The sequence below is a fragment of the Mesorhizobium sp. B4-1-1 genome (assembly GCF_006439375.1).
Lineage (GTDB): Bacteria > Pseudomonadota > Alphaproteobacteria > Rhizobiales > Rhizobiaceae > Mesorhizobium.
Window position 1 is genome coordinate 178,044 of record NZ_VFTH01000012.1, and the last position, 20,487, is coordinate 198,530.

At 64.8% G+C, this 20,487-nt stretch carries 17 protein-coding genes; 9 read left to right on the plus strand and 8 right to left on the minus strand.

Annotation, left to right across the window (positions count from 1 at the left end; translation table 11 throughout):
• Positions 1-121: 121 nt before the first annotated feature.
• Entirely contained in the window at positions 122-1,471 is a 1,350-nt protein-coding gene (locus FJW10_RS18465; protein ID WP_140834816.1) for an EAL domain-containing protein, read from the minus strand.
• On the opposite strand from FJW10_RS18465, the gene FJW10_RS30490 reads away from it, so the two are divergent.
• Positions 1,385-1,687 (plus strand): hypothetical protein, encoded by a 303-nt coding sequence (locus FJW10_RS30490; protein ID WP_181177575.1) that lies wholly within the window; start codon positions 1,385-1,387, stop codon positions 1,685-1,687. The genes FJW10_RS18465 and FJW10_RS30490 overlap by 87 nt on opposite strands.
• Before the next feature lie 40 nt (positions 1,688-1,727).
• Here FJW10_RS30490 and FJW10_RS18470 read toward each other — a convergent pair whose 3' ends face one another.
• Positions 1,728-3,524: a GtrA family protein gene (locus FJW10_RS18470; protein WP_140901161.1), complete on the minus strand. Its 1,797-nt coding sequence runs from the start codon at positions 3,522-3,524 to the stop codon at positions 1,728-1,730.
• A gap of 126 nt (positions 3,525-3,650) precedes the next feature.
• On the opposite strand from FJW10_RS18470, the gene FJW10_RS18475 reads away from it, so the two are divergent.
• The 4 genes from FJW10_RS18475 to FJW10_RS18490 all read left to right on the plus strand — a co-directional run bounded on the left by FJW10_RS18475 (position 3,651) and on the right by FJW10_RS18490 (position 7,337).
• Positions 3,651-4,655: a glycosyltransferase gene (locus tag FJW10_RS18475; RefSeq protein WP_140901162.1), complete on the plus strand. Its 1,005-nt coding sequence runs from the start codon at positions 3,651-3,653 to the stop codon at positions 4,653-4,655.
• A complete protein-coding gene (locus tag FJW10_RS18480) occupies positions 4,655-5,029 on the plus strand; it encodes a GtrA family protein (protein ID WP_140901163.1) in 375 nt (124 codons plus the stop codon). The genes FJW10_RS18475 and FJW10_RS18480 overlap by 1 nt, the downstream gene beginning before the upstream one ends.
• 225 nt (positions 5,030-5,254) lie before the next feature.
• Positions 5,255-6,208, plus strand: a complete 954-nt coding sequence (gene gshB / locus FJW10_RS18485) for a glutathione synthase (RefSeq protein ID WP_140834626.1) — start codon at positions 5,255-5,257, stop codon at positions 6,206-6,208.
• 376 nt (positions 6,209-6,584) lie between these two features.
• A complete protein-coding gene (locus FJW10_RS18490; RefSeq protein ID WP_140901164.1) occupies positions 6,585-7,337 on the plus strand; it encodes a glycosyltransferase family 4 protein in 753 nt (250 codons plus the stop codon).
• A 220-nt stretch (positions 7,338-7,557) separates the two neighbouring features.
• Here FJW10_RS18490 and FJW10_RS18495 read toward each other — a convergent pair whose 3' ends face one another.
• Entirely contained in the window at positions 7,558-8,553 is a 996-nt protein-coding gene (locus FJW10_RS18495) for a LacI family DNA-binding transcriptional regulator (RefSeq protein WP_181177572.1), read from the minus strand.
• 237 nt (positions 8,554-8,790) lie between these two features.
• Here FJW10_RS18495 and FJW10_RS18500 point away from each other — a divergent pair, with 237 nt between their 5' ends.
• The 3 genes from FJW10_RS18500 (at position 8,791) to FJW10_RS18510 (ending at position 13,062) form a co-directional block, all read left to right on the plus strand.
• Complete coding sequence (locus FJW10_RS18500; protein ID WP_246674304.1) at positions 8,791-9,723, plus strand: nucleoside hydrolase; 933 nt, start codon at positions 8,791-8,793, stop codon at positions 9,721-9,723.
• Positions 9,723-11,378, plus strand: coding sequence for an ABC transporter substrate-binding protein (locus FJW10_RS18505; RefSeq protein WP_140901167.1), 1,656 nt, complete (start codon positions 9,723-9,725; stop codon positions 11,376-11,378). Before FJW10_RS18500 ends, FJW10_RS18505 begins: the two co-directional genes overlap by 1 nt.
• Positions 11,379-11,532: 154 nt before the next feature.
• Positions 11,533-13,062 (plus strand): YifB family Mg chelatase-like AAA ATPase, encoded by a 1,530-nt coding sequence (locus FJW10_RS18510; RefSeq protein WP_140901168.1) that lies wholly within the window; start codon positions 11,533-11,535, stop codon positions 13,060-13,062.
• Positions 13,063-13,196: 134 nt separating this feature from the next.
• Here FJW10_RS18510 and FJW10_RS18515 read toward each other — a convergent pair whose 3' ends face one another.
• The 3 genes from FJW10_RS18515 to FJW10_RS18525 all read right to left on the minus strand — a co-directional run bounded on the left by FJW10_RS18515 (position 13,197) and on the right by FJW10_RS18525 (position 15,255).
• On the minus strand, positions 13,197-13,853 hold the full coding sequence (locus tag FJW10_RS18515) for an outer membrane protein (protein ID WP_140901169.1): 657 nt from the start codon (positions 13,851-13,853) through the stop codon (positions 13,197-13,199).
• Positions 13,854-14,058: 205 nt separating this feature from the next.
• Entirely contained in the window at positions 14,059-14,646 is a 588-nt protein-coding gene (locus FJW10_RS18520; RefSeq protein WP_140901170.1) for a TetR/AcrR family transcriptional regulator, read from the minus strand.
• Positions 14,647-14,676: 30 nt separating this feature from the next.
• Positions 14,677-15,255, minus strand: coding sequence for a DUF308 domain-containing protein (locus FJW10_RS18525; RefSeq protein WP_140901171.1), 579 nt, complete (start codon positions 15,253-15,255; stop codon positions 14,677-14,679).
• A 172-nt stretch (positions 15,256-15,427) separates the two neighbouring features.
• Here FJW10_RS18525 and FJW10_RS18530 point away from each other — a divergent pair, with 172 nt between their 5' ends.
• A complete protein-coding gene (locus FJW10_RS18530) occupies positions 15,428-15,973 on the plus strand; it encodes a GNAT family N-acetyltransferase (protein WP_181177573.1) in 546 nt (181 codons plus the stop codon).
• A gap of 9 nt (positions 15,974-15,982) precedes the next feature.
• Here FJW10_RS18530 and FJW10_RS18535 read toward each other — a convergent pair whose 3' ends face one another.
• Both FJW10_RS18535 and FJW10_RS18540 read right to left on the minus strand, forming a co-directional pair.
• The gene (locus tag FJW10_RS18535; RefSeq protein WP_140901173.1) at positions 15,983-18,163 is read right to left on the minus strand and encodes a malate synthase G; all 2,181 of its coding nucleotides are present in this window, start codon (positions 18,161-18,163) and stop codon (positions 15,983-15,985) included.
• A gap of 241 nt (positions 18,164-18,404) precedes the next feature.
• The gene (locus tag FJW10_RS18540; RefSeq protein WP_140901174.1) at positions 18,405-20,426 is read right to left on the minus strand and encodes a hydantoinase/oxoprolinase family protein; all 2,022 of its coding nucleotides are present in this window, start codon (positions 20,424-20,426) and stop codon (positions 18,405-18,407) included.
• Positions 20,427-20,487: the final 61 nt, after the last annotated feature.

Genomic DNA, 20,487 nt, shown 5'->3' on the forward strand with positions numbered 1-20,487 from the left:
TAGCCAGACAAAGCGCGGGAGCAAGCGGGAATATCGGATCTCCGGCCCAAATGTCAGACAAATGATCAGCGCCGTGCCGGAGCGGCGGCCGCCGGTCTTGCGAACGGCCGGAAAGCCGGGGTCAGATCGCCTTGGCGTGCAACGCGCCGCGATAGGAATCGCGCAGATAGCCGAGGGTGGCGTCGGCGTCGGCCGGCTTGCCGAACAGATAGCCCTGCCCGCCGGCGCAGCCGAACTGGACGAGGCGATCGGCCTGCGCCTCGTCCTCGATGCCTTCGGCGACGACATCCATGCCGAGCCCCTCGCACATGGCAAGAATGGCGCGGATGATGTGCTCGGACGGGCGGTCGTCGAGGATGGAGGAGACGAAGGCGCGATCGATCTTGAGCTTGTCGAAATGGAACTCGCGCAAGCGGCCGAGCGACGACTGGCCGGTGCCGAAATCGTCGAGCGAGACACGGATGCCGACGCGGCGCAGATCCTCGACGATCTTCTCGGCCGAGGCCGGATCGTTCATCAGGCCGGTCTCGGTGATCTCGATCTCCAGCCGGCGCGGATCGAAGCCGGTGCGGTCGAGAATGGCCAGGATATGCAGGCCGGTGTTCTGGTCGACGAGCTGCGACGGCGACAGGTTGAAGGACAGGAACAATTCCTTCGGCCAGCTGCGCGCCGCCTCGGTCGCCTTGCGCAGCACCAGCTGCGACAGCGGGCCGATGATGCCGCGTTCCTCGGCGATCGGGATGAAGACGGAAGGCGGCACGACGCCGAGGTCGCGGTCCGTCCAGCGCGCCAGCGTCTCGAAGCCGATGGTGCGTCGGCTGTTCAAGTCGACGATCGGCTGGAAATGCGGTTCGACCTCGCCCGCCGAGACGGCGCGGCGCAGCGCCTGCTCGATGCGGGTGACTCGCTTGGCCGCCTCTTCCATCTCCCGGGTGTAGACGACGACGCGGCCGCGGCCCGAGCGCTTGGCGTGATAGAGCGCGGTCTCGGCCTTGTTGATGAGGATCTCGGTGGTCTCGTCGCCGGAATAGAACAGCGAGCAGCCGACCGAGGCCGAAAGCCTGGCGGTGCGTTCGCCGACATCATAGGGCGCCGACAGAATCTCGATCAGCATGCGCGACCTCTCGGCCGCCTGTTCCTCCGAGAACACCATCGGGTAGAGGTAGGCGAACTCGTCGGCGCCGATGCGGCAGACGGTGGAGTAGCCATCCATCGAGGCGCGCAGCCGCATCGCCACCTGGATCAGGATATCGTCGCCGGCCTTGTGGCCGAACAGGTCGTTGATCGGCTTGAAGCCGTCGAGGTCGAGGATGCCGACGGTGAACGGCGCCGGATCGTCGGCGCGGTCGCTGATCAGGCGATCGACCTTGTCGAAGAAGCGACGATGGTTGCCGAGCCCGGTCAACGAATCCGTGAAGGCCAGATCCGTATTTTCCTTGCCTGGCTGACCGGTGCCAAACGTCGTTTGCATCATGCCTCTGTTCTGATGTCGGTATTTTCGGCCAGACTGGCAGCAAAGCGTTTAGGAAAAGTATCGGAAAATCGATTTTCCGTCGTGCAAACGTTGCTTGCTTCGCCGGCGGTTGTTCAGCTTCGGGCAAAAAGCGGTAATCCAGCCCAAATATTCGTTTATGCGTACTTTCTAATAGAAATATCGAACGACCTTTTCCGGGATGCTCCCGTTTGAGGCGAACGGACGGCCGCTGCGCACCTTTCGGGACATTGCTTTAGCCGGCTTGCTTTACGCGGTAGAGCTCGATCGGGCTGCCTTTCTCGCTGGCCGGCTCGAGCCAGTCCGGCACGGAACCGCGCAGCAGGCCGGCAAGGAAGCCCTGCGGGGCTTTCCGGGTCAGGATCAGGGTCTCGACATTGCCGGGGCAGATGGCGACGAGGCCGACGCGATGCGCCTCGACGATTGCGCGCGCGTTGTCGGCCGAGCCGAGAAAGGCATCCAGCGCCAGGAGATTGCCGGCGACATTGCGGTGATAGGGACCGGCGAAGACGCGATGGTCGCTGTAGACGAGAACCGGCGCTCCAAGATTGGAAATCGTGAGCACGGTGGTATCGGCCATGGCGCCAAGCGGCGCGAAGGTGGCCTTCTTCTCGCAGGTCTTGTCCGTCGTGGTGCCGTCAGCGACGGCCTTGCCTTTTTCGAACGCGACCGAGGCGGCCGCGGCGACGCCCGTCCATACCGGATTGATCGAGACCAGCCAGACGGCCGCAAGGCGCAGCGCCACGCCGAGCGAGGAACTGGTTTCGGCCCGCGCCCGCCATTTGGCGATCCAGGCCGACAGCGGGACGACCGCGAAGGCGATCGAGAAGGTGGTGCCGCGCACCTGCCAGGCGCCGACCGCGAAAGCGACGGCGAGCAGCGCCGCGACGAGGCTGTCCTGCCGCCGCCAGCCGCCGCGGCGCAAACGCAGCGCCATCAGGACGATCGCGACCAGCGGCGTGGCGTAACGCGCCGCGACACGCGCCGGATCGCGGACAAGCAGGGTGAACAGCGACTGGGCTTCATCGATGTGGTCGAGCCACAATTCCTTTAGGCGCGGATCGAGCGAGGCGTAGGGCGCCGAGAGGCATTGCGGGAACAGCACTGCCACGACCACGCCGAGCACGACCCCCAGCGCGGCAAGCGACGCCAGCCTGCGCCGCCAGTTGCCTGCGGCGGGTTCGGCGGAGGCGATTGCCGCCAGGCCGATGCCGGCAATGGCCGCGACGGCGAACTGCGCGACCGAGAAGGCATCGCACTGCGCCGCGCCCCAATCAGACGGACGGATGGTGACCAGGAAGACAAGCGCCGCGACGCTGGCGAAGCCGAGGCCGAAATCCCGGGCGATCGCCCGCTCGCCGCCCGGATCGGCGACGAACAACAACGACACGCAAAGGCCGATGGTGGCGACGTAGGGCACGGTTTCCATGCCGACGGCGAGCGTCAGCGCGGCGCAGAGGCCGGACAACAGCGCGGCCCAGCGCCGGGAAGGCGCCTCGAGCAGCAAAGCGAGGCTCGCCATGGTGAGCATCAGCTGAACGTTGTGATGATCGAGCGCGCCGGGATCGTAGATGCCGATGAAATAATAGCCGGCCGCGCCAATCAGGATGGCGGGCAGCACCGCGCCGCCGCCGCCGAAGCTGCGCGCGGCGCGGGCGGTGAAGAACAAGCTCGACCAGAGCAGCAGCGCCGGCCACAGCACCTGCGCCACGTCCTCGCCAAGCGGCCTGCTGCCGGTGAGCGCCGAGGCGGCAAGCGCGATGGCGGCGATCGGGGCATCGACCAGCCGCGACCAGTGCATGACGAAGCCGCCTTCCAGCCCCATCCGGTACTGGTGCAGGTCGAACCAGCCCTGGCCGGCCAGCAGGTCGCGGACCTCGACGAGGCGCAGCAGATTGTCGTTGTCGCCGCCGGCATCGGTCAGCTGGCCAAAGCCGGCCCACGCATCGACGGCGAAGGCGAGCAGGGCGGCAAGCAGCGCCAGCACCAGATCGGACTTCCAGGTGGCGGCGCCGGTCTCGGCTGTGCCCATTGCGGTGGCCTTTAAAGGGAGAGGATCGGTTTTAAACCTAGCCTTAACGGCTTCAATAAATAGTAAAACGGCTCGAGGGGCCGGCACAGGGACGGCCGGAGGCTGGTCGAGCGTCCGGAGACAGACATGCCGCATGCAGTCCGCCACGAGCCGGTTATTGCCGTGCTCCTGCCTTGCTACAATGAGGAGCTGACGATCGGCGAGGTCGTGCTGCGGTTCCGCGAGGCGCTGCCTTCGGCCGCGATCTATGTCTACGACAACAATTCCAAGGACCTCACGGCGCTGAAAGCTCGCGCGGCCGGCGCCACCGTCGTGCGCGAGCCGCGCCAGGGCAAGGGCAATGTGGTGCGGCGCATGTTCGCCGACATCGACGCGGACATCTATGTGATGGCCGACGGCGACGGCACCTACGCGCCGGAAGATGCGCCGCAGCTGATCAATGTGCTGCAGACGGAGCGCTCCGACATGGTGGTGGGCACCAGGCGCGGCGTCACCGACGATGCCGGCCGCAACGGCCACGCCTTCGGCAACCGCGTCTTCAACCGCCTTTACAAGGGCCTGTTCGGGACCGACTTCACCGACATCTTCTCCGGCTACCGGGTGTTTTCGCGCCGTTTCGTCAAGAGTTTCCCCGCCGTTTCCGGCGGCTTCGAGATCGAGACCGAGATGTCGGTGCATGCCTCGCAGCTCAAGCTGCCGGTGAGCGAGATGGGGCTCGATTACGGCCGCCGCCCTGAAGGCTCGTCGTCGAAACTGTCGACCTTCCGCGACGGCGCCAGGATCCTGTGGATGTTCGCCATGCTGGTGAAGGAGACGCAGCCGCTGCGCTTCTTCGGCACGTTCGCGCTGTTCTTCCTGGCGGCCAGCATCGGCCTGATGATACCCGTGCTGGTCGAATTCGCGGAGACGGGACTGGTGCCGCGCATGCCGACCTGGGTGCTGTCGATCGGCATGCTGCTTCTGGCCATGCTTTCGATGATGACCGGGCTGATCCTCGATTCGGTGTCGCGCGGCCGGGCCGAGCAGAAGCGCATCTTCTACCTGTCGATTTCCTCCGGCCGGGCCGAGCGCGGGATATCCGGGCAGGCCTCACCGAAGAGCGAGCCGGGCAAGGCCTCGCGGGCGGCATAGTGGGCCGCCTCCTCCGCTTCGCCTTTACCGGCGGCATCGGTTTCGTCACCGACGCGGCGGCGCTCTGGCTGCTGCTTGCCACGACGCCGCTCGGCCCGATGGCGGCGCGCGTGCTGTCGATCGGCTTCGCGCTCTGCGTCACCTGGCAGATGAACCGCCATTTGACCTTCTCGCCGTCGAGCCGGGGCTTGGCGCTGGAAGGCGCGCGCTATGGCGGCGTCGGCATCGCCACCGGCATCGTCAACTACCTGGTCTATTGCGCCATCCTGTTCGCCCTGCCGACCTTGCCGCCGCTGGTCGCGATGGCCTTTGCCTCGGTCGTCGCGATGGCGCTATCGTTCCTCGGCTATTCCAGGCTGGTCTTCGACCGCTGAGACCGTTTGGAAATTCTACTCTGGCGGCCATCTGATGGCGGTTTCTGCGCTTCCGGTGCTCACGGACCCAAACGTCCGCTCCGCTCCGGTTCTCGAAACCACCACCATATGACTCGCCAGAGCGAATTTCGAAACGGGTCTCTGAGCGTCTGCACCAAGCGAGCACGATTGGCAGGCGCCGCCGATTTCCTTATATCGGGCGTCTGAGTTCCCCGGAGACCGCAAATGCCGCTGAAGATCGCCGTCCAGATGGACCATGTCTCCACCGTGTCGATCGCCGGCGACACCAGCTTCGCGCTGTCGCTGGAGGCGCAGCGGCGCGGCCACAAGCTTTTCCACTACACGCCCGACCGGCTGTCGATGCTGGGCGGCAAGGTGTTCGCGCGCATCGAGGAGATGCAGGTGCGCGACGAGAAGGGCAACCACTACGCGCTGGGCGAGAAGGTGCGCACCGACCTTTCCGAGATGGACGTGGTGCTGCTGAGGCAGGACCCGCCCTTCGACATGAACTACATCACCACCACGCACATACTGGAGCGCATCCATCCGAAGACGCTGGTGGTCAACGACCCGGCCTGGGTGCGCAACAGCCCGGAAAAGATCTTCGTCACCGAATTCCCGGACCTGATGCCGGAAACGCTGATCACCAAGGATCCGATGGAGGTGGCCGCCTTCCGCAAGCAATTCGGCGACATCATCGTCAAGCCGCTCTACGGCAATGGCGGCGCCGGCATCTTCCATCTGCTTGAAGCCGACCGCAATCTCGCCTCGCTGCTCGAGATGTTCGGCCAGCTGTTCCGCGAGCCCTATATCGTGCAGCGCTATCTCAAGGACGTACGCAAGGGCGACAAGCGCATCATCCTGATCGACGGCGAGCCGGTCGGCGCCATCAACCGCGTGCCGGCCGATCACGATTCACGCTCCAACATGCATGTCGGCGGCCGCGCCGAAAAAACCGAGCTGACGGAACGCGAGCGCGAGATCTGCGCCCGCATCGGGCCGGCGCTCAGGGAACGCGGCTTCATCCTGGTCGGCATCGACGTGATCGGCGACTACATGACCGAGATCAACGTGACCTCGCCGACCGGCGTGCGCGAGGTACAGCGTTTCGGCGGCGCGGATATAGCTGCTCTGTTCTGGGATTGCGTGGAGGAGAAGCGGTTGAAGTCGGCCGCGTAATTGCCGCATGCTGACTCTACAGCACGGGTATCGCCCTCCTACCGTATTCGAGATTGTCGGAGCAATGTTGCGTCATCGCCGCTATCTCCGGAAAGGGCACCCTTCCGCGAAGTCGCAACCTGCTCTTCAGGCAAGTTTGCTGTCGGACGATCCGTTCATATCCTATTCGGGAATGTCCGGTACGCCCCTGGGATTGGCAAGTCACATGCCTCTCCTTCCACGCAGCCACCGTGCCTGGTTTCTCATCTCGCCAACCTGGTCCATCGAAAACAATTCCAGCGTCAAAACGATCCGGACCTATGCCGTTCTGCATAGACTTAGGAACCCCCGTCACTCGCTAGTCTTCCTATCCAACACACAAGCCGAGGCTGATCTCTTGAACCAGGCCGGTGAGGCGGCCGTCCTGCACAACAAGACTTCAACAACCTCCGAATACATATTCAAGCCCCTCAACAACGTCCCTGTAGAATTTGATGCAATCTACAATGCGCAACTGGCTTCGTGGAAACGCCACGACTTGTCTTTTGGCATCGAGCGCTGCGCATTTGTCTTCTATCGTGATTTAGTCGGGTCATCTACGACGGAGTCGGAAAGGGCGCGAATAAATCGGCACAAGGAGTTCGCGCCGGGTCACGTGTTTATCAATGAGTTTGACGGCACCGGCAAGCCTGTCCGATTGGCGCCGGCTCACGTGAACATGCATCTGAATCGTGCAGCCGTGGGAATTTGTCTCTCTGAAATGGAGGGACCAATGTTCGCCAGCACAGAATATCTTCTCGCGGGGCTACCTGTTGTCACGACCCCGAACCATGGTGGCCGAGACCTTTATCTGGATGACGATTATTCGCTTACAGTTCCACCCGATCCTCGATCCATCGCGGACGCCGTCTCAGCTCTGAAGGAGCGACGAATCCCCCGGGCTTATATTCGTTCGCAAACTTTGAAACGAGTTGAACGAGACCGCGGGCGGTTCATAGACCTTGTAAATGAGATTTTTCTGGAAAGCGGCTCTTTGCGCCGGATCGCCATGCCTTGGCCTTTCCGATATCCTGTCATGGAATGGCTTCCACCCGACATCGCAATCGATCGATCGCTTTCAGGTACAGTCGATGCCTTCATCACCGCTTAGACGGCAACAGCCTCGGATTGCCGGTGGGGCTGCTCGCCTTTTCAACGGGTCGAGAGCACGCGGCGATAGCCGTTTTCATTTTGCCTTAACCGTGTTCCGCCTTTGCACCAAGATACGCAGCCATTACGACCTGCCGATCGTCCTCGGCCTGCTGGCGGCCCATTGCGAAGCGAGGGGGCGGCCGGCTAGGTAGCGCTCCGGGCATCGTCCCACTGCCCAATTACGCCGTCTTGCGCTCGACCACGCTGGGCTCCATCACGATCGCCGCGCGGCGCCGGTCGGGCCCTTCGAGGAAGTCGATCAGCGCGTCGATGGCGATGGTGCCTGCTTCGAAGATGCGGCGGTCGATGGTCGACAGCGGGCATTCCAGCAGCGGCGCCAGATAGATGTTGTCGAAGCCCATGACGGCGCAGTCGTCGGGGACAACAAGCCCCTTTTCGCGGAGCGCAACCGTGGCGCCGATGGCCAGCATGTCGCTCATGCAGCAGATGGCCGAAAACCGCGTGCTTTCCAGCAGCTCCCGCGTCGCCTGGCGCCCAAAGCTGTGCTGGAACTCGCCACAGCGGATGAGGTTTCGATCGACGTCAATGCCGGCCTGGCGATGCGCCTCCTCGAACCCGGCCAGCCTGATCCCGGTGTTCGAGCTTTCCGCCGATCCGCAAAGGAATGCGATGCGCGTGTGGCCCTTGGCGATCAGGTAGCCGGCCGATTGAAAGGCGCCGTTGCGATAGTCGGTGTCGACGGTCGCGGCCAGGCAATCGAGCTCCGGGACCTCGCGGTCCATCGACACGAACGGGATGTTCAGCCCTCGGAGGAGGCCGGCATTCGGGATCACGCCGCTCGCCGCCAGCACGATGCCGTCCACGCCATGGCCGGCAAGGAAGGCCAGATGCGCCTCCTCCTTATCCGGAATGCCATCCGAGTTGCACAGGATCGTCGTATAGCCGCGCAGCCGGGCAGCGTCGTCGCAGGCGCGAACCAGCTCGGTGAAATAGGGGTTGAGAATATCCGGAACGATGATGCCGAGGACCTGCGAGCGACGGGTGACCAGCGAGCGGGCGATGGAGTTCGGCGTGTAGTTGAGCTCCCGCGCCAGCGACCAGATGCGGCTGCGCGTTTCCTCGCTGATGAAGGCGTCCTTGCGGTTGAGGACCTTGGAGACCGTGGCGATCGATACGCCGGCACCTCTCGCAATATCCTTGATGGTCGCCGCCACATGTCCTCGCATTGCTTGCCAAGCACCGTCGGCCTGATCCCCTAACCTCTTACGTCGGCAAAGTCGACAGACCCACGCGGCGAGGGGGCGCTCCGGCAGGTAGAACGTGTTGACAACTGGTCAGCCCTGCTTTAGGCAAACGTTTAACTATGTCGATAAGTGGGACTTTCCGATCATAATGCTCGTTCCGCCGTCCTACGGTGCAAGCCCGGCAACGGGAGGGATCGCGACGTGACCATGCTTTCCAGGATCCCGCTGGTGATGGATGTCGACACCGGCACGGACGACGCCGTCTGCATCGCGGCGGCGACGCTTTGCACGGACACGATCGAGCTGATCGGGATCAGTGCCGTCTGCGGCAATGTCGAGATCGAGAAGACGGCCAGGAACACGCTCGACCTGGTGGATTTTCTCGGTTGCGAGGCGCCCGTGCATATCGGCGCTTCACGCCCGCTCGCCAGGCCGCTGTCAACCGCCGTCAGTCACGGCGCGACCGGGCTGGGCGACGTGGCGCTGCCCGCCGCGCGGCGCGGCTTTGCCGGGGCCGGCGTGACGGAATTGATCCACGAGGCGGCGAAGCGGCACCCGGGCAGGCTCGAGATTCTCGCTGTCGGGCCGCTGACCAATATCGCCACCGCACTGACGGAACACCCCGGGCTGCCGTCGCTGATCAAACGCATCACCATCATGGGCGGCGCCATCCGCGGCGGCAACATGACCTTGGCCTCGGAGTTCAATCTCTATTGCGATCCCGAAGCCGCACGCATCGTCTTCGAAGCCGGCTGCGCGCTGACGATGGTCGGCCTCGACGTCACGTTGAAGCCTGAGCTGCCGCGCCATGTGTTCGACCGGATAAGAGCCGCATCAGGTCCGCAGGCCGATGTGGTGGCGCGGGTGCTGGACTTCATGATGCGGCGCAAGGACGAGTTCGGCGCCGACGATCCCAACCTCCACGACGTGATCGCGCTCGCCGCGATCGTAAAACCGTCGCTGTTCACGTTCGAGAACTACTACGTGCATCTGGAGACCGGCGGCGAGGTAACCCGCGGCATGACCATCGCCGACTTCAACAATGTTTCAAAGAGGCCGCCAAACGCGCGGGTGGCCGTCGATATCGACACCGACGGCTTCTGGAACTGGTTCGTCGATCTATTCGGAGCTGGGAAATAATGGGACAGGATTGCGAGCATTGCGAATTCGACCGCCATCATGCGCTGGTCGAGGGCCTGGCGGCGGAGGTCCGGGGCGGACGCCTCCACCGGCGTGAATTCCTGGCGATGGCAAGCATTTTCGGCGCGTCGGCGGTGGCCGCCTATGGCCTGATCGGGCTCGCCGCGCCGACGCCGGCGCGAGCCGCCGAGCCGAAGAAGGGCGGCGTGCTGCGCGTTTCCACCTTCGTCAAGGAGCAGAAGGACCCGCGCGCCTATGACTGGCCGGAAATGGCCAATATCGCGCGCCAGTTCCTCGACACGCTGGTGCGCTACGACACCGACTACACGTTCAAGCCTTCGCTGCTGGAAAGCTGGAAGGTCAACGACGACGCCACCGAATACACGCTCAATCTGAGGCGTGGCGTGACCTGGAACAATGGCAACGACTTCACCGCCGAGGACGTGATCTTCAACCTCGAGCGCTGGTGCGACAAGGCGGCCGAAGGCAATTCCATGGCCGGCCGCATGACCGCGCTGATCGACGCCAAGACGGGCAAGGCGCGCGACGGCGCCATCACCAGGACCGACGACCACACGGTGGTGCTGAAACTGTCCTCGTCCGACATCTCGATCATTCCGTCGATGACGGAATATTCCGCGCTGATCGTGCATCGCGGCTATGAGAAGGCCGGCGCCAATCTCATCGCGCATCCGGTCGGCACCGGCGCTTTCGAGCTGGTCTCCTACAACGTCGGCACCAAGGCCGTCGTCAAACGGCGCCAGAACGGCAAGTGGTGGGGCGGCGAGGCCTATCTCGACGGCATCGAGTTCATCGACTACGGCACCGATCCGGCCGCCTGGGTGAGCGCCTTCGAAGCCGGCGAGATAGACACCAATTTCGAGACCACCGCCGACTATGTCGCGATTATGGACGGCCTGGGACTGGTGAAGTCGGAAGTGGTGACGGCGGCGACGATCCTTGCCCGCACCAATGTGACCAGCAAGCCCTATGACGACGTACGCGTGCGCCGCGCCCTGCAGCTGGCGACCGACAATCAGGCCGTGCTGACGCTCGGCTATGGCGGCAAGGGCACGGTCGCCGAGAACCACCATGTCAGCCCGCTGCACCCGGAATATTACGCGCTGCCGAAGAAGACGCGCGACCTCGAAGGCGCCAAGAAGCTGATGGCGGAGGCGGGGCAGCTCGATTTCGAGCACGAGCTGATCACCGGCGACGAGGACTGGCACCGCAGCACCGGCGACGCCATCGCCGCGCAGCTGCGCGAGGCCGGCTTCAAGGTGAAGCGCACCGTGCTGCCAGGCTCGACCTTCTGGAACAACTGGACCAAATATCCCTTCTCGATGACGTCGTGGGGCATGCGGCCGCTGGGCGTCCAGAACCTCGCGCTCGCCTATCGCAGCGGCGAAGCCTGGAACGAATCCGGCTACGCCAATCCCGCGTTCGACAAGAAGCTCGGCGAGGCGCTTGCCGTGCCGGACGTCGAAAAGCGCAAGGAGATCATGAAGGATGTCGAGCAGATCCTCCAAGATTCCGGCATCCTCATCCAGCCTTACTGGCGCTCGCTGTTCACCCATTCGGTGGCGGCGGTGAAGGACAATCCGGCGCATCCCAATCTCGAGCAGCATTTCGAGAAGGTGTGGCTGGACCGCTAGGCAATATACCGGTTTGGCCACGCGCCGTTGCCGCGGCCAAACCGGTGTTCTTGTAATGTTCTTGCCTCCGCCGCAAATCTGTGGTTGTCTGGCGTGAGGTCTCGGGCGGCTGATCGCAGCGCCGCGCACGAGGCCGGATCCGGGGGCGGGAAATATGGTGGCGCGGGTTCGCACGGTGGCTTTCCAGGGCATCGAGGCCGTGCCGGTCGATGTCCAGGTGATGGTCGGGCCGGGCAAGGTCGGCATGCAGATCGTCGGCCTGCCGGACAAGGCGGTGGCCGAAAGCCGCGAGCGCGTGCAGGCGGCGTTGCACGCATCTGGCCTGTCGATGCCGTCGAAGAAGGTGACGGTGAACCTCGCGCCAGCCGATCTTCCCAAGGAAGGCAGCCATTACGACCTGCCGATCGCGCTCGGCCTGATGGCGGCGCTCGGCGCCATACCGGGCGACATGCTTGCCGGTTATGTGGTGCTTGGCGAATTGTCGCTCGACGGCACCATCGCCGGCGTGGCGGGCGCGCTGCCGGCGGCGATCGGCGCCAATGCCGAAGGCAAGGGCCTGATCTGCCCCTTCGCCTGCGGGCCGGAAGCGGCATGGGCCGGCAAGGATTTCGACATCCTCGCGCCACGCAGCCTGATCGCGGTGGCGAACCATTTCCGCGGCACGCAGGTGCTGTCGCGGCCCGAGGCCGGCATAAAGCTCGCGGCGCGCGACCTGCCGGACCTCGCCGACATCAAGGGCCAGGAGAGCGCCAAGCGGGCGGTCGAAGTGGCTGCCGCCGGCGGCCACAACCTCTTGATGGTCGGACCGCCTGGCTCGGGCAAGTCGATGCTGGCCCAGCGCCTGCCTTCAATCCTGCCGCCGCTGGCGCCCAAGGAACTGCTCGAAGTGTCGATGATCGCGTCCGTTGCCGGCGAGCTCGGCGAAGGCAAGCTGACCGACCGGCGGCCGTTCCGCGCCCCGCATCACTCCGCCTCGATGGCGGCGATGGTGGGCGGCGGCTTGCGCGCGCGGCCAGGCGAGGTCTCGCTCGCCCATCACGGCGTTCTGTTCCTCGACGAGTTGCCGGAGTTCACGCCGCAGACGCTCGATGCGCTGCGCCAGCCGCTGGAGACGGGCGACTGCATGATCGCGCGCGCCAACCACCGCGTCACCTATCCGGCCTGCATCCAGCTGGTGGCGGCGATGAACCCGTGTCGTTGCGGCATGTCGGGCGAGCCCGGCTATCGCTGCCTGCGCGGCGACCGCTGCCGCACCGACTACCAGGCGCGCATTTCCGGCCCGCTGCTCGACCGCATAGACCTTCGGATCGAGGTGCCGGCGGTCTCGGCGAGCGACCTGATCCGGCCGGACAAGGCCGAGACAAGTGCTTCGGTGGCGCAGCGCGTGGCGCGTGCGCGCGCCATGCAGCGCGAGCGGCTGGAAAGACTGGGAGCGGGCGCCACCACCAACGCGCATTGCCCGCCTTCGATCATCGAGGAGATAGCCAAGCCCGATGCCGCCGGCCTGACGCTGCTCAAGGACGCCAGCGAAAAGCTCGGCTTTTCGGCGCGCGCCTATCACCGCGTGCTCAAGGTGGCGCGCACGCTGGCCGACCTCGACGCCAGCGAGACGGTCGGCCGCATCCATCTCGCCGAAGCGATTTCCTACCGGATGAGCGCGGAGCGGATGGCGCAGGCGGCGTGATGAAGCGACCGGATGCCCAGAGCCGTTCCGGCGGAACGGGGAAATAGCTCTATCAAGGCAATTCCTGACGGCAGCGCGATTTGGCGTGCAGCCGCGCCGGCATCATCATGAGCAAATTGCGATGTTGCCCGGAATCAGAATTTGTAGGCTAAGGCAGCGCGAACGACACTGAAGTTCGTCTTCACGTTATACGGATCGATCGGGTCAAACCCGAAGTCTTTCTTGCCGAGGTCGACATAGAGATATTCCGCACGGGCGGTCCAATTGTTGCTGAAAGCGTATTCAACACCGCCGCCGACTGCATATCCTGTCTGGAATTTGGTCTTGGCTACACCGAAGACGTGCTCATCGATCTTCACATCACCCATCGCAACGCCTGCCGTGACATAAGGAAGCCAACGATCAAAGGCATAGCCGACGCGGCCTCGGATCGTTCCGAAGGCATCGACGCTCGCTTCGGCGCCAAGGCCGCCGCCGCCAACCCCCGGCGAGAATTCTTTCTTGAATCCCAGGTAATTGATATCGCCTTCGATACCGAGAACCCACTGACCGTACTGATAATTGGCGCCGACCAAAGCGCCGCCGGTAAAATTCCCGATGTCTGCCGATCCAGGAATGCCGATGAAATCGCCATCGACCTTTCCGAAGGCCCCTCCCGCGTTCGCGCCGACATAAAGGCCGGTCCATGAATAGGGAACGTCCATCGATGCCACCGGTTGGACGATGTCAGCGGCATCGGCGCCGGTCAGGGCTAAGCCCAGAACCAGGAAAGTCCCCAGGATAGAACGCATCGATTGTCTCCCAAGCGTCGCTCGTTATCGCCGCCACTGCAAAGAGCTTAATCTTAATTGTCTAATAAACCTGTAGCAAAACAGTCACTCAATGCGGGAAATGGGGAAAAGCGGCAATTGATGCCGGCAAGGACGCCAAGGGACGCTCGGCTTCATGCGTGAACTTATCGCCGGAAAGGGGCGCGGATGCCGGCCGATCTCCTCCTCAATCGGTCGCGGGGATCAGCTTCTGCAGCGTCGGTGCCAGGATCATGCCGAAAGTCAGGACGTCGCCATAGGCCCGCGCGGAAATCATCGCCCCGTGCACGGTCGCCATGAAGGCCTCCGCTTCCGCGCGCGGGGCGGCGGAGATCGTCAATGCTCCCTGCGCGGCGCCGCGCTCGATAACGCCGGTCAGCCACCCCGAGAGAAACTCAAAATACGCCCGGACCTCCACGGCAACCTCCGGCGGAAGGGCGGGAAGCTCGCTGGCGAGCAAGGCGCAGACGCAGATCGGCCTGCTCGCGTCCTCGATGCACTGCGCCCAGAAGCCGGCATAGGTTCGCAGCAATTCCGGCGGCGCAGGCACATTGCACTCAAGCTCGGTCATGCCCGTGACGGCATCCTCGAGGTAGCGCCTGACCAGGGTTTGCACGAGGTCGACCTTGCTGGGGAAATGATGATGGATGCTGGCTTTGCGGATACCGACGACCTCGGCGATATCGGCGTAGCTGAACCCGTTATAGCCGCCGGCGACGATAAAGCTTCGCGCGGCGGCCAGGATGTCATCGGCGGTGTTCGAGGGCTTATCCATAGACATGCCTAACGTCCGACGGAAGAAAGCTCAACTCGCCACCTGCCGCGACTTGCGAAGCATATCGCTGACGGAAAGCCACACGGCGGACACCAGGAAGTAGAAGGCGCCGAAGGCGGCGTAGGGCGCGACATTGACGATGCCGATGGCCTCCGCGCCGCCCGCCATCTTGACGAAGAAGAGGCCGGCCAGCGCCGATTGGGCGCCGCTCAGGATCATCGCCCACTGCGCGCCGCTGGTCTTCCAGCGACGAACTGCCGTCAGGAGTTGAAATGCGCCGGAGACAACGGCCCAGACGCCATAGACCGCGAGCACCGCGTTCATGCCGCGGCCAAGCGCGAGGGCGACCGCGATCGCGGTGAGGATGCTGACGGCGAAATTGAGGAGTTGCGACTTGTTGCGGCCGAGCCCGCCGCTGCGCTGCGCGTCGACATAGTTCGCGAGCGCGTCCCAGGCGGGGTAGGCCACCAGCATGACGGCGGCGAGCGGCGGAACCGACTTAGCGACGGTGAAGGCTACCGCGACCCAGGCCGCCGATACGGCAAACCGTAGATAGTAATAGTTTTTGAGCCAGCCGCTCGACGACCGGGCGCGGTTCTGGCCGCTCATATGTGAAGACATGATGGATACCTTTCCTCGAATGTCATTATCTACCTACTAATAGGTAGACAAATATTCGTCAAGCCATTTGCGAGGTCGCCGCCTCGTTGAGCGCTCGACGATGCGTTCGCATCCCGGTAACTGCGTGGTATGGTGGAACCGATCCGCGCGGGGGCGAAGGATGATTTCAGTTCTGCCGGCGCGCAGCGCCGAAGACTTCGAGACCATGGCCATGCTCTGCGGCAGGCTAGCGCAGTGGGATGTCGACGCGTCCGCGCCCCATGGTGTCTCGGAGGAGGATATAAGGACGCTCTTCCAGCCCGGCACCAGCGGCCATAAACTGGCAATGCAATTCGGTGTGCCGGATGCCATGGCCTTCATTGCGCGATCGGGCAACGTGCCGGCGGGCTGCCTCGCTTTCGGTCCGTTCGGCGATGGCACGGCGGAACTTCACAAGTTCTTCGTCGATGCATCCTTCCGGGGACAAGGCATAGGTCGCGCGCTGATGGGCGCGGTCCTGGCGGAGATCGACAAGAGCCCGGCCCGCATGGTGCTGATCCACACCACTTTCTATATGGAAAGCGCGATTGCCGTGTACGAGGCGTTCGGCTTCAGCCCTGCGCGCCGTTTCGCGACACGCCCGCGCATGTCAGGCACACGGATGTCTTCATGTCGCGCACGATCAAAGGCGGGTGAGGGCCGCAACCGCCGACCAGCCGGCGGCTAGCCAGCAGACTCAGGCAGAGTCCTGCCTGTCGCGCGCCTTCAGCTCCAGCCGCCGCGCATGCAGCACCGGCTCGGTGTAACCATTGGGCTGGACAGTTCCCTTGAACACCAGGTCGCAGGCGGCCTGGAAGGCGATGGAATTGTCGAAATCCGGCGCCATCGGCTGGTAGAGCGGGTCACCGACATTCTGGCGGTCGACGATGGCCGCCATGCGCTGCAGCGAGTCACGCACCTGGATTTCCGAGCAGACCTTGTGGCGCAGCCAGTTGGCGATGTGCTGCGAGGAGATGCGCAGCGTGGCGCGGTCCTCCATCAGGCCGACATCGTTGATATCGGGTACTTTCGAGCAACCGACGCCCTGGTCGATCCAGCGCACGACATAGCCCAGGATGCCTTGCGCATTGTTGTCGAGCTCGCGCTGGATCTCGTCCGGCGTCCAGTTCGGCCGCCTTGCTACCGGCACCGAAAGAATGTCGTCGAGCCTGGCTTTCGGCCGGCTCTTCAGCGCCGCCTGCACGGCGTTCACATCGACCTTGTGATAGTGCGTGGCGTGCAGGGTGGCAGCCGTCGGCGACGGCACCCAGGCGGTGTTGGCGCCGGCCTTGGGATGCGCGATCTTCTCGACCAGCATCGCCGCCATCAGGTCCGGCATCGCCCACATGCCCTTGCCGATCTGGGCGTGGCCGGCGAGCCCGCATTCCAAGCCCGTGTCGACATTCCACGCCTCATAGGCGGAAATCCAGGCGGCCTGCTTCATGTCGCCCTTGCGGATCATCGGTCCGGCTTCCATCGAGGTGTGGATCTCGTCGCCGGTGCGGTCGAGGAAGCCGGTGTTGATGAAGACGACGCGTTCCTTCGCGGCGCGGATCGCTTCCTTGAGGTTGACGGTGGTGCGCCGCTCCTCGTCCATGATGCCCATCTTGATGGTGTTCCTGGCCATGCCGAGCAGGGCTTCGACGCGGTCGAATATCTCGACGGCGAAGGCGACCTCTTCCGGCCCGTGCATTTTCGGTTTCACCACATACATCGAGCCGGCGCGGGAATTGGCGCGGCGGCCGTTGTCGCCGACATCGTGCAGCGCGATCAGCGCGGTGATGGCGGCATCCATGATGCCTTCCGGCACCTCGTTGCCGTCGCGGTCGGCGATCGCCGGATTGGTCATCAGGTGGCCGACGTTGCGCACCAGCATCAGCGAGCGGCCGGGCAGCAGGACCTGACCGCCGTTCGGCGCCGTGTAGCGGCGGTCGGGATTCAGCTTGCGGACAAAAGTCTTGCCGCCCTTGCTGATCTCCTCGGCAAGGTCGCCCTTCATCAGGCCGAGCCAGTTGCGATAGACGACGACCTTGTCCTGCGCATCCACCGCGGCGACCGAATCCTCGCAGTCCTGGATGGTGGTCAACGCCGATTCCAGGATGACATCGGCGATGCCCGCAGGATCGGTCTTGCCGATCTGGTTGGCGTGGTCGATCACGATCTCGATATGCAGGCCGTTCTTCACCAGAAGCACGGCTTCGGGATTGGCGGCATCGCCGCGATAGCCGGCAAACTGTTTCGGGTCGGCGAGGGTGGTGGCGCCGGCGCCTTCGCCCACCTTGAGCGCGCCATAGGCCACCGACAGCCCGTTGACGCCGGCCCATTTGCCTGACGTCAGCGGCACCGACTGGTCGAGGAAATCCTTGGCCCAGGCGATGACCTTGGCGCCGCGCGCCGGATTGAAGCCCTTGCCCTTCTCGGCGCCGCCTGTCTCGGGAATGGCGTCGGTGCCGTAGAGCGCGTCATAGAGCGAGCCCCAGCGGGCATTGGCGGCGTTGAGCGCATAGCGCGCGTTCATCACTGGCACCACCAATTGCGGTCCGGCGACGACGGCGATCTCGGGATCGACGTTAACGGTCGAGACGCTGAAGGCCGGCCCTTCCGGCACCAGATAGCCGATCTCCTTCAGGAAGCCTTTGTAGGCCTCCATGTCGATCGGCGCGCCATTGGCGCGATACCAGCCGTCGAGCTTTTCCTGCATGGCGTCGCGTTTTGCCAGAAGCGCCCGGTTCTTCGGGGCGAGGTCGTGGACGATCTCTGAAAAGCCGGTCCAGAATTTCTCCGGGTCGATGCCGGTGCCGACTGCCGCCTCCTCGGCCACGAAGTCATGGAGCTCCCGGGCAATCCGCAACCCGGCGATCTCGATGCGGTCGGTCATCTGCACGTCTCCAGATAGTAGGCTTGCCGGGCGTTTGGCATGTTTGGGGTCGCGGGGTCAATTCGGCTTAGGATGTAGGCTCCCTTCTCCCCGTTCTACGGGGAGAAGGTGGCGGCAGCCGGATGAGGGGCGGCGCGGCGTTCCGTAAAGTAGCGGTTCAGCGCAATCTCATTGGTCGGCGCTGCCCCTCATCCGCCCTTCGGGCACCTTCTCCCCGTGAAACGGGGAGAAGGAAGGGGGCTCACACCGCAATCCGCGGCCTTCCCGACGCCACGGCCACCACATGGGCCTCGATGAACATGCGCTGGCCCTCGATGGTCGAGACCTTGAACTCGGTGGCGATTTCGATCTCGGCGCTGTCGGTGCCGGCGTCCTTCGCGCGCTCGGCGGCGAGCGCGCGCACATCGGCCTCAGCCGCCGCGATCGCCTTGTCCTCCTCGGTGAAGTCGCGCACCGTCTGGCCCGAGGCGAGGCGGAACAGGCCTTCCTTGGGCTGGCTGACGCGGGCTTCGGCCGAGACGCGCACCTGGCCGACCACGGCGCCGAGCGCGTTGGCGACGTCGGTGTCTTCCGGCACGATGCAGCCATTGCCGACCAGCGGCGGCAGGCCGGCATAATGCAGCGGCGCCGACGCGCCAAGGCCGATGACCGGGCGGTCGAGCGCGACGGTGAAGCGAGCGATGCCGGGATGGGCGTCGACCGCGCGCTGCACCAGCGCGTGCGCGACGGTCGCTGCGCCGTCCAGCCCGTCCTCGGCGAAGGCGGTTTCAAGGATATATTCGGCCGACCAGCGGGTCAGCGTCACCAGCACGCGCTCGGCGATGGCTTCCGGCGTCGCGGCGATCGTCTGGCCGCGGCCGTCGCGGCGGCGGGCGAAGAGCTCGGCGCCGAGCCGGGCGGTCGCCGCATCCCAATTGGCCTGTTTTCCTACGACATGGGCGGCATCGGACGGCGTGAAGCCTGAGATATGCACGAGCCCGCGCGCGACCAGCCGGTTCAGCGTGGCGTTCTGGGCGTTCGAAGCGAGCAGCCGATCGAGCGCGAGCGGCACCGAACCGATCGTCTCGTACAGCTTCGCCTCCGGCGCGGTCAGCCCGGCGGCGAGCCGGTCCGGCACGCCGGTGCGCACGGCAAAGCGCCCGTCCATGCGGCCGGGATTCGGCGCGCGCAGCTGCCGCTCCAGCTCCGAGGTCACCGCCTCGCCATGCACCATGCCCGACAGCGCCAGCGGCACCAGGCGGCGCGGCCCGAGCAGGATCTTCGGGTCAAGCGCGCCGTCTTCCAGCGTGACTTCGGAATCACCGCCGAGGCCGAAGGTGCGCATCGCGACGGCCTCGACCATGGTGCGGAAACCGCCGACGGTGGCGCCTTCCGGATCGAGGCGCGGGCGGCCGCCGTCGAGCACGGCGACGTCCGTCGTGGTGCCGCCGATATCCGAGACCATGGCGTCGTCCAGCCCGGTCATGTGGCGCGCGCCGACCAGGCTTGCGGCGGGGCCGGACAGGATCGTCTCGATCGGCCGCTGGCGGGCGAAGGCCGCCGAGACCAGCGCGCCGTCGCCGCGCACCACCATCAGGGGTGCCGCGATGCCGCGCTGGGCGAGGAAACCTTCGGTCGCCGCGACCAGCCGGTCGATCATCGAGATCAGCCGGGCGTTGAGCAAGGTGGTGAGCGCGCGGCGCGGGCCGCCGAGCTTGGCCGACAACTCGTGGCTGGCGGTGACCGGCAGGCCGGTCTTGTCGCGGATCAGGTCGCGGGCCGCAAGCTCATGCGCCGGGTTGCGGGTGGCGAAATAGGCGCAGACGGCGAAGCCAGACACCGAACGCCCAAGTTCCGGCAGCGCCGCCTCGAGGCCGGACAGGTCGAGTTTGGCCGCATTGCCATGCACGTCATGGCCGCCGGGGCAGAACACCACCGGGTCGGTGCCGAGCGCCGTCTTCAACCCGTCGCGCGCTAGGTCGGCCTCGGAAAAGCCGATCATGACCAGCGCCACGCGCCCGCCCTGGCCCTCGACCAGCGCGTTGGTGGCCAGAGTGGTGGACATCGAGACCAGCTTGATGGCTGCCGGATCGGTTGCGGATTCCTGAAGCACCGCATCCACCGCGCCGGAAATGCCGACGGCGAGGTCGTGGCGCGTGGTCAGCGACTTGGCCTTGGCCAGGACTTTTCCCTTGGGACCGCCTCCCTCCGACCACAGCACGGCATCGGTGTAGGTGCCGCCGGTGTCGATGCCGAGGAAGAGGGGATGAGATTTGGCGGTCATTTTGGGCGGCGGTCCGGGCAAGAGGGCTTTGTTGCGAAGCCCTTAGCCGATACGGGCTGGC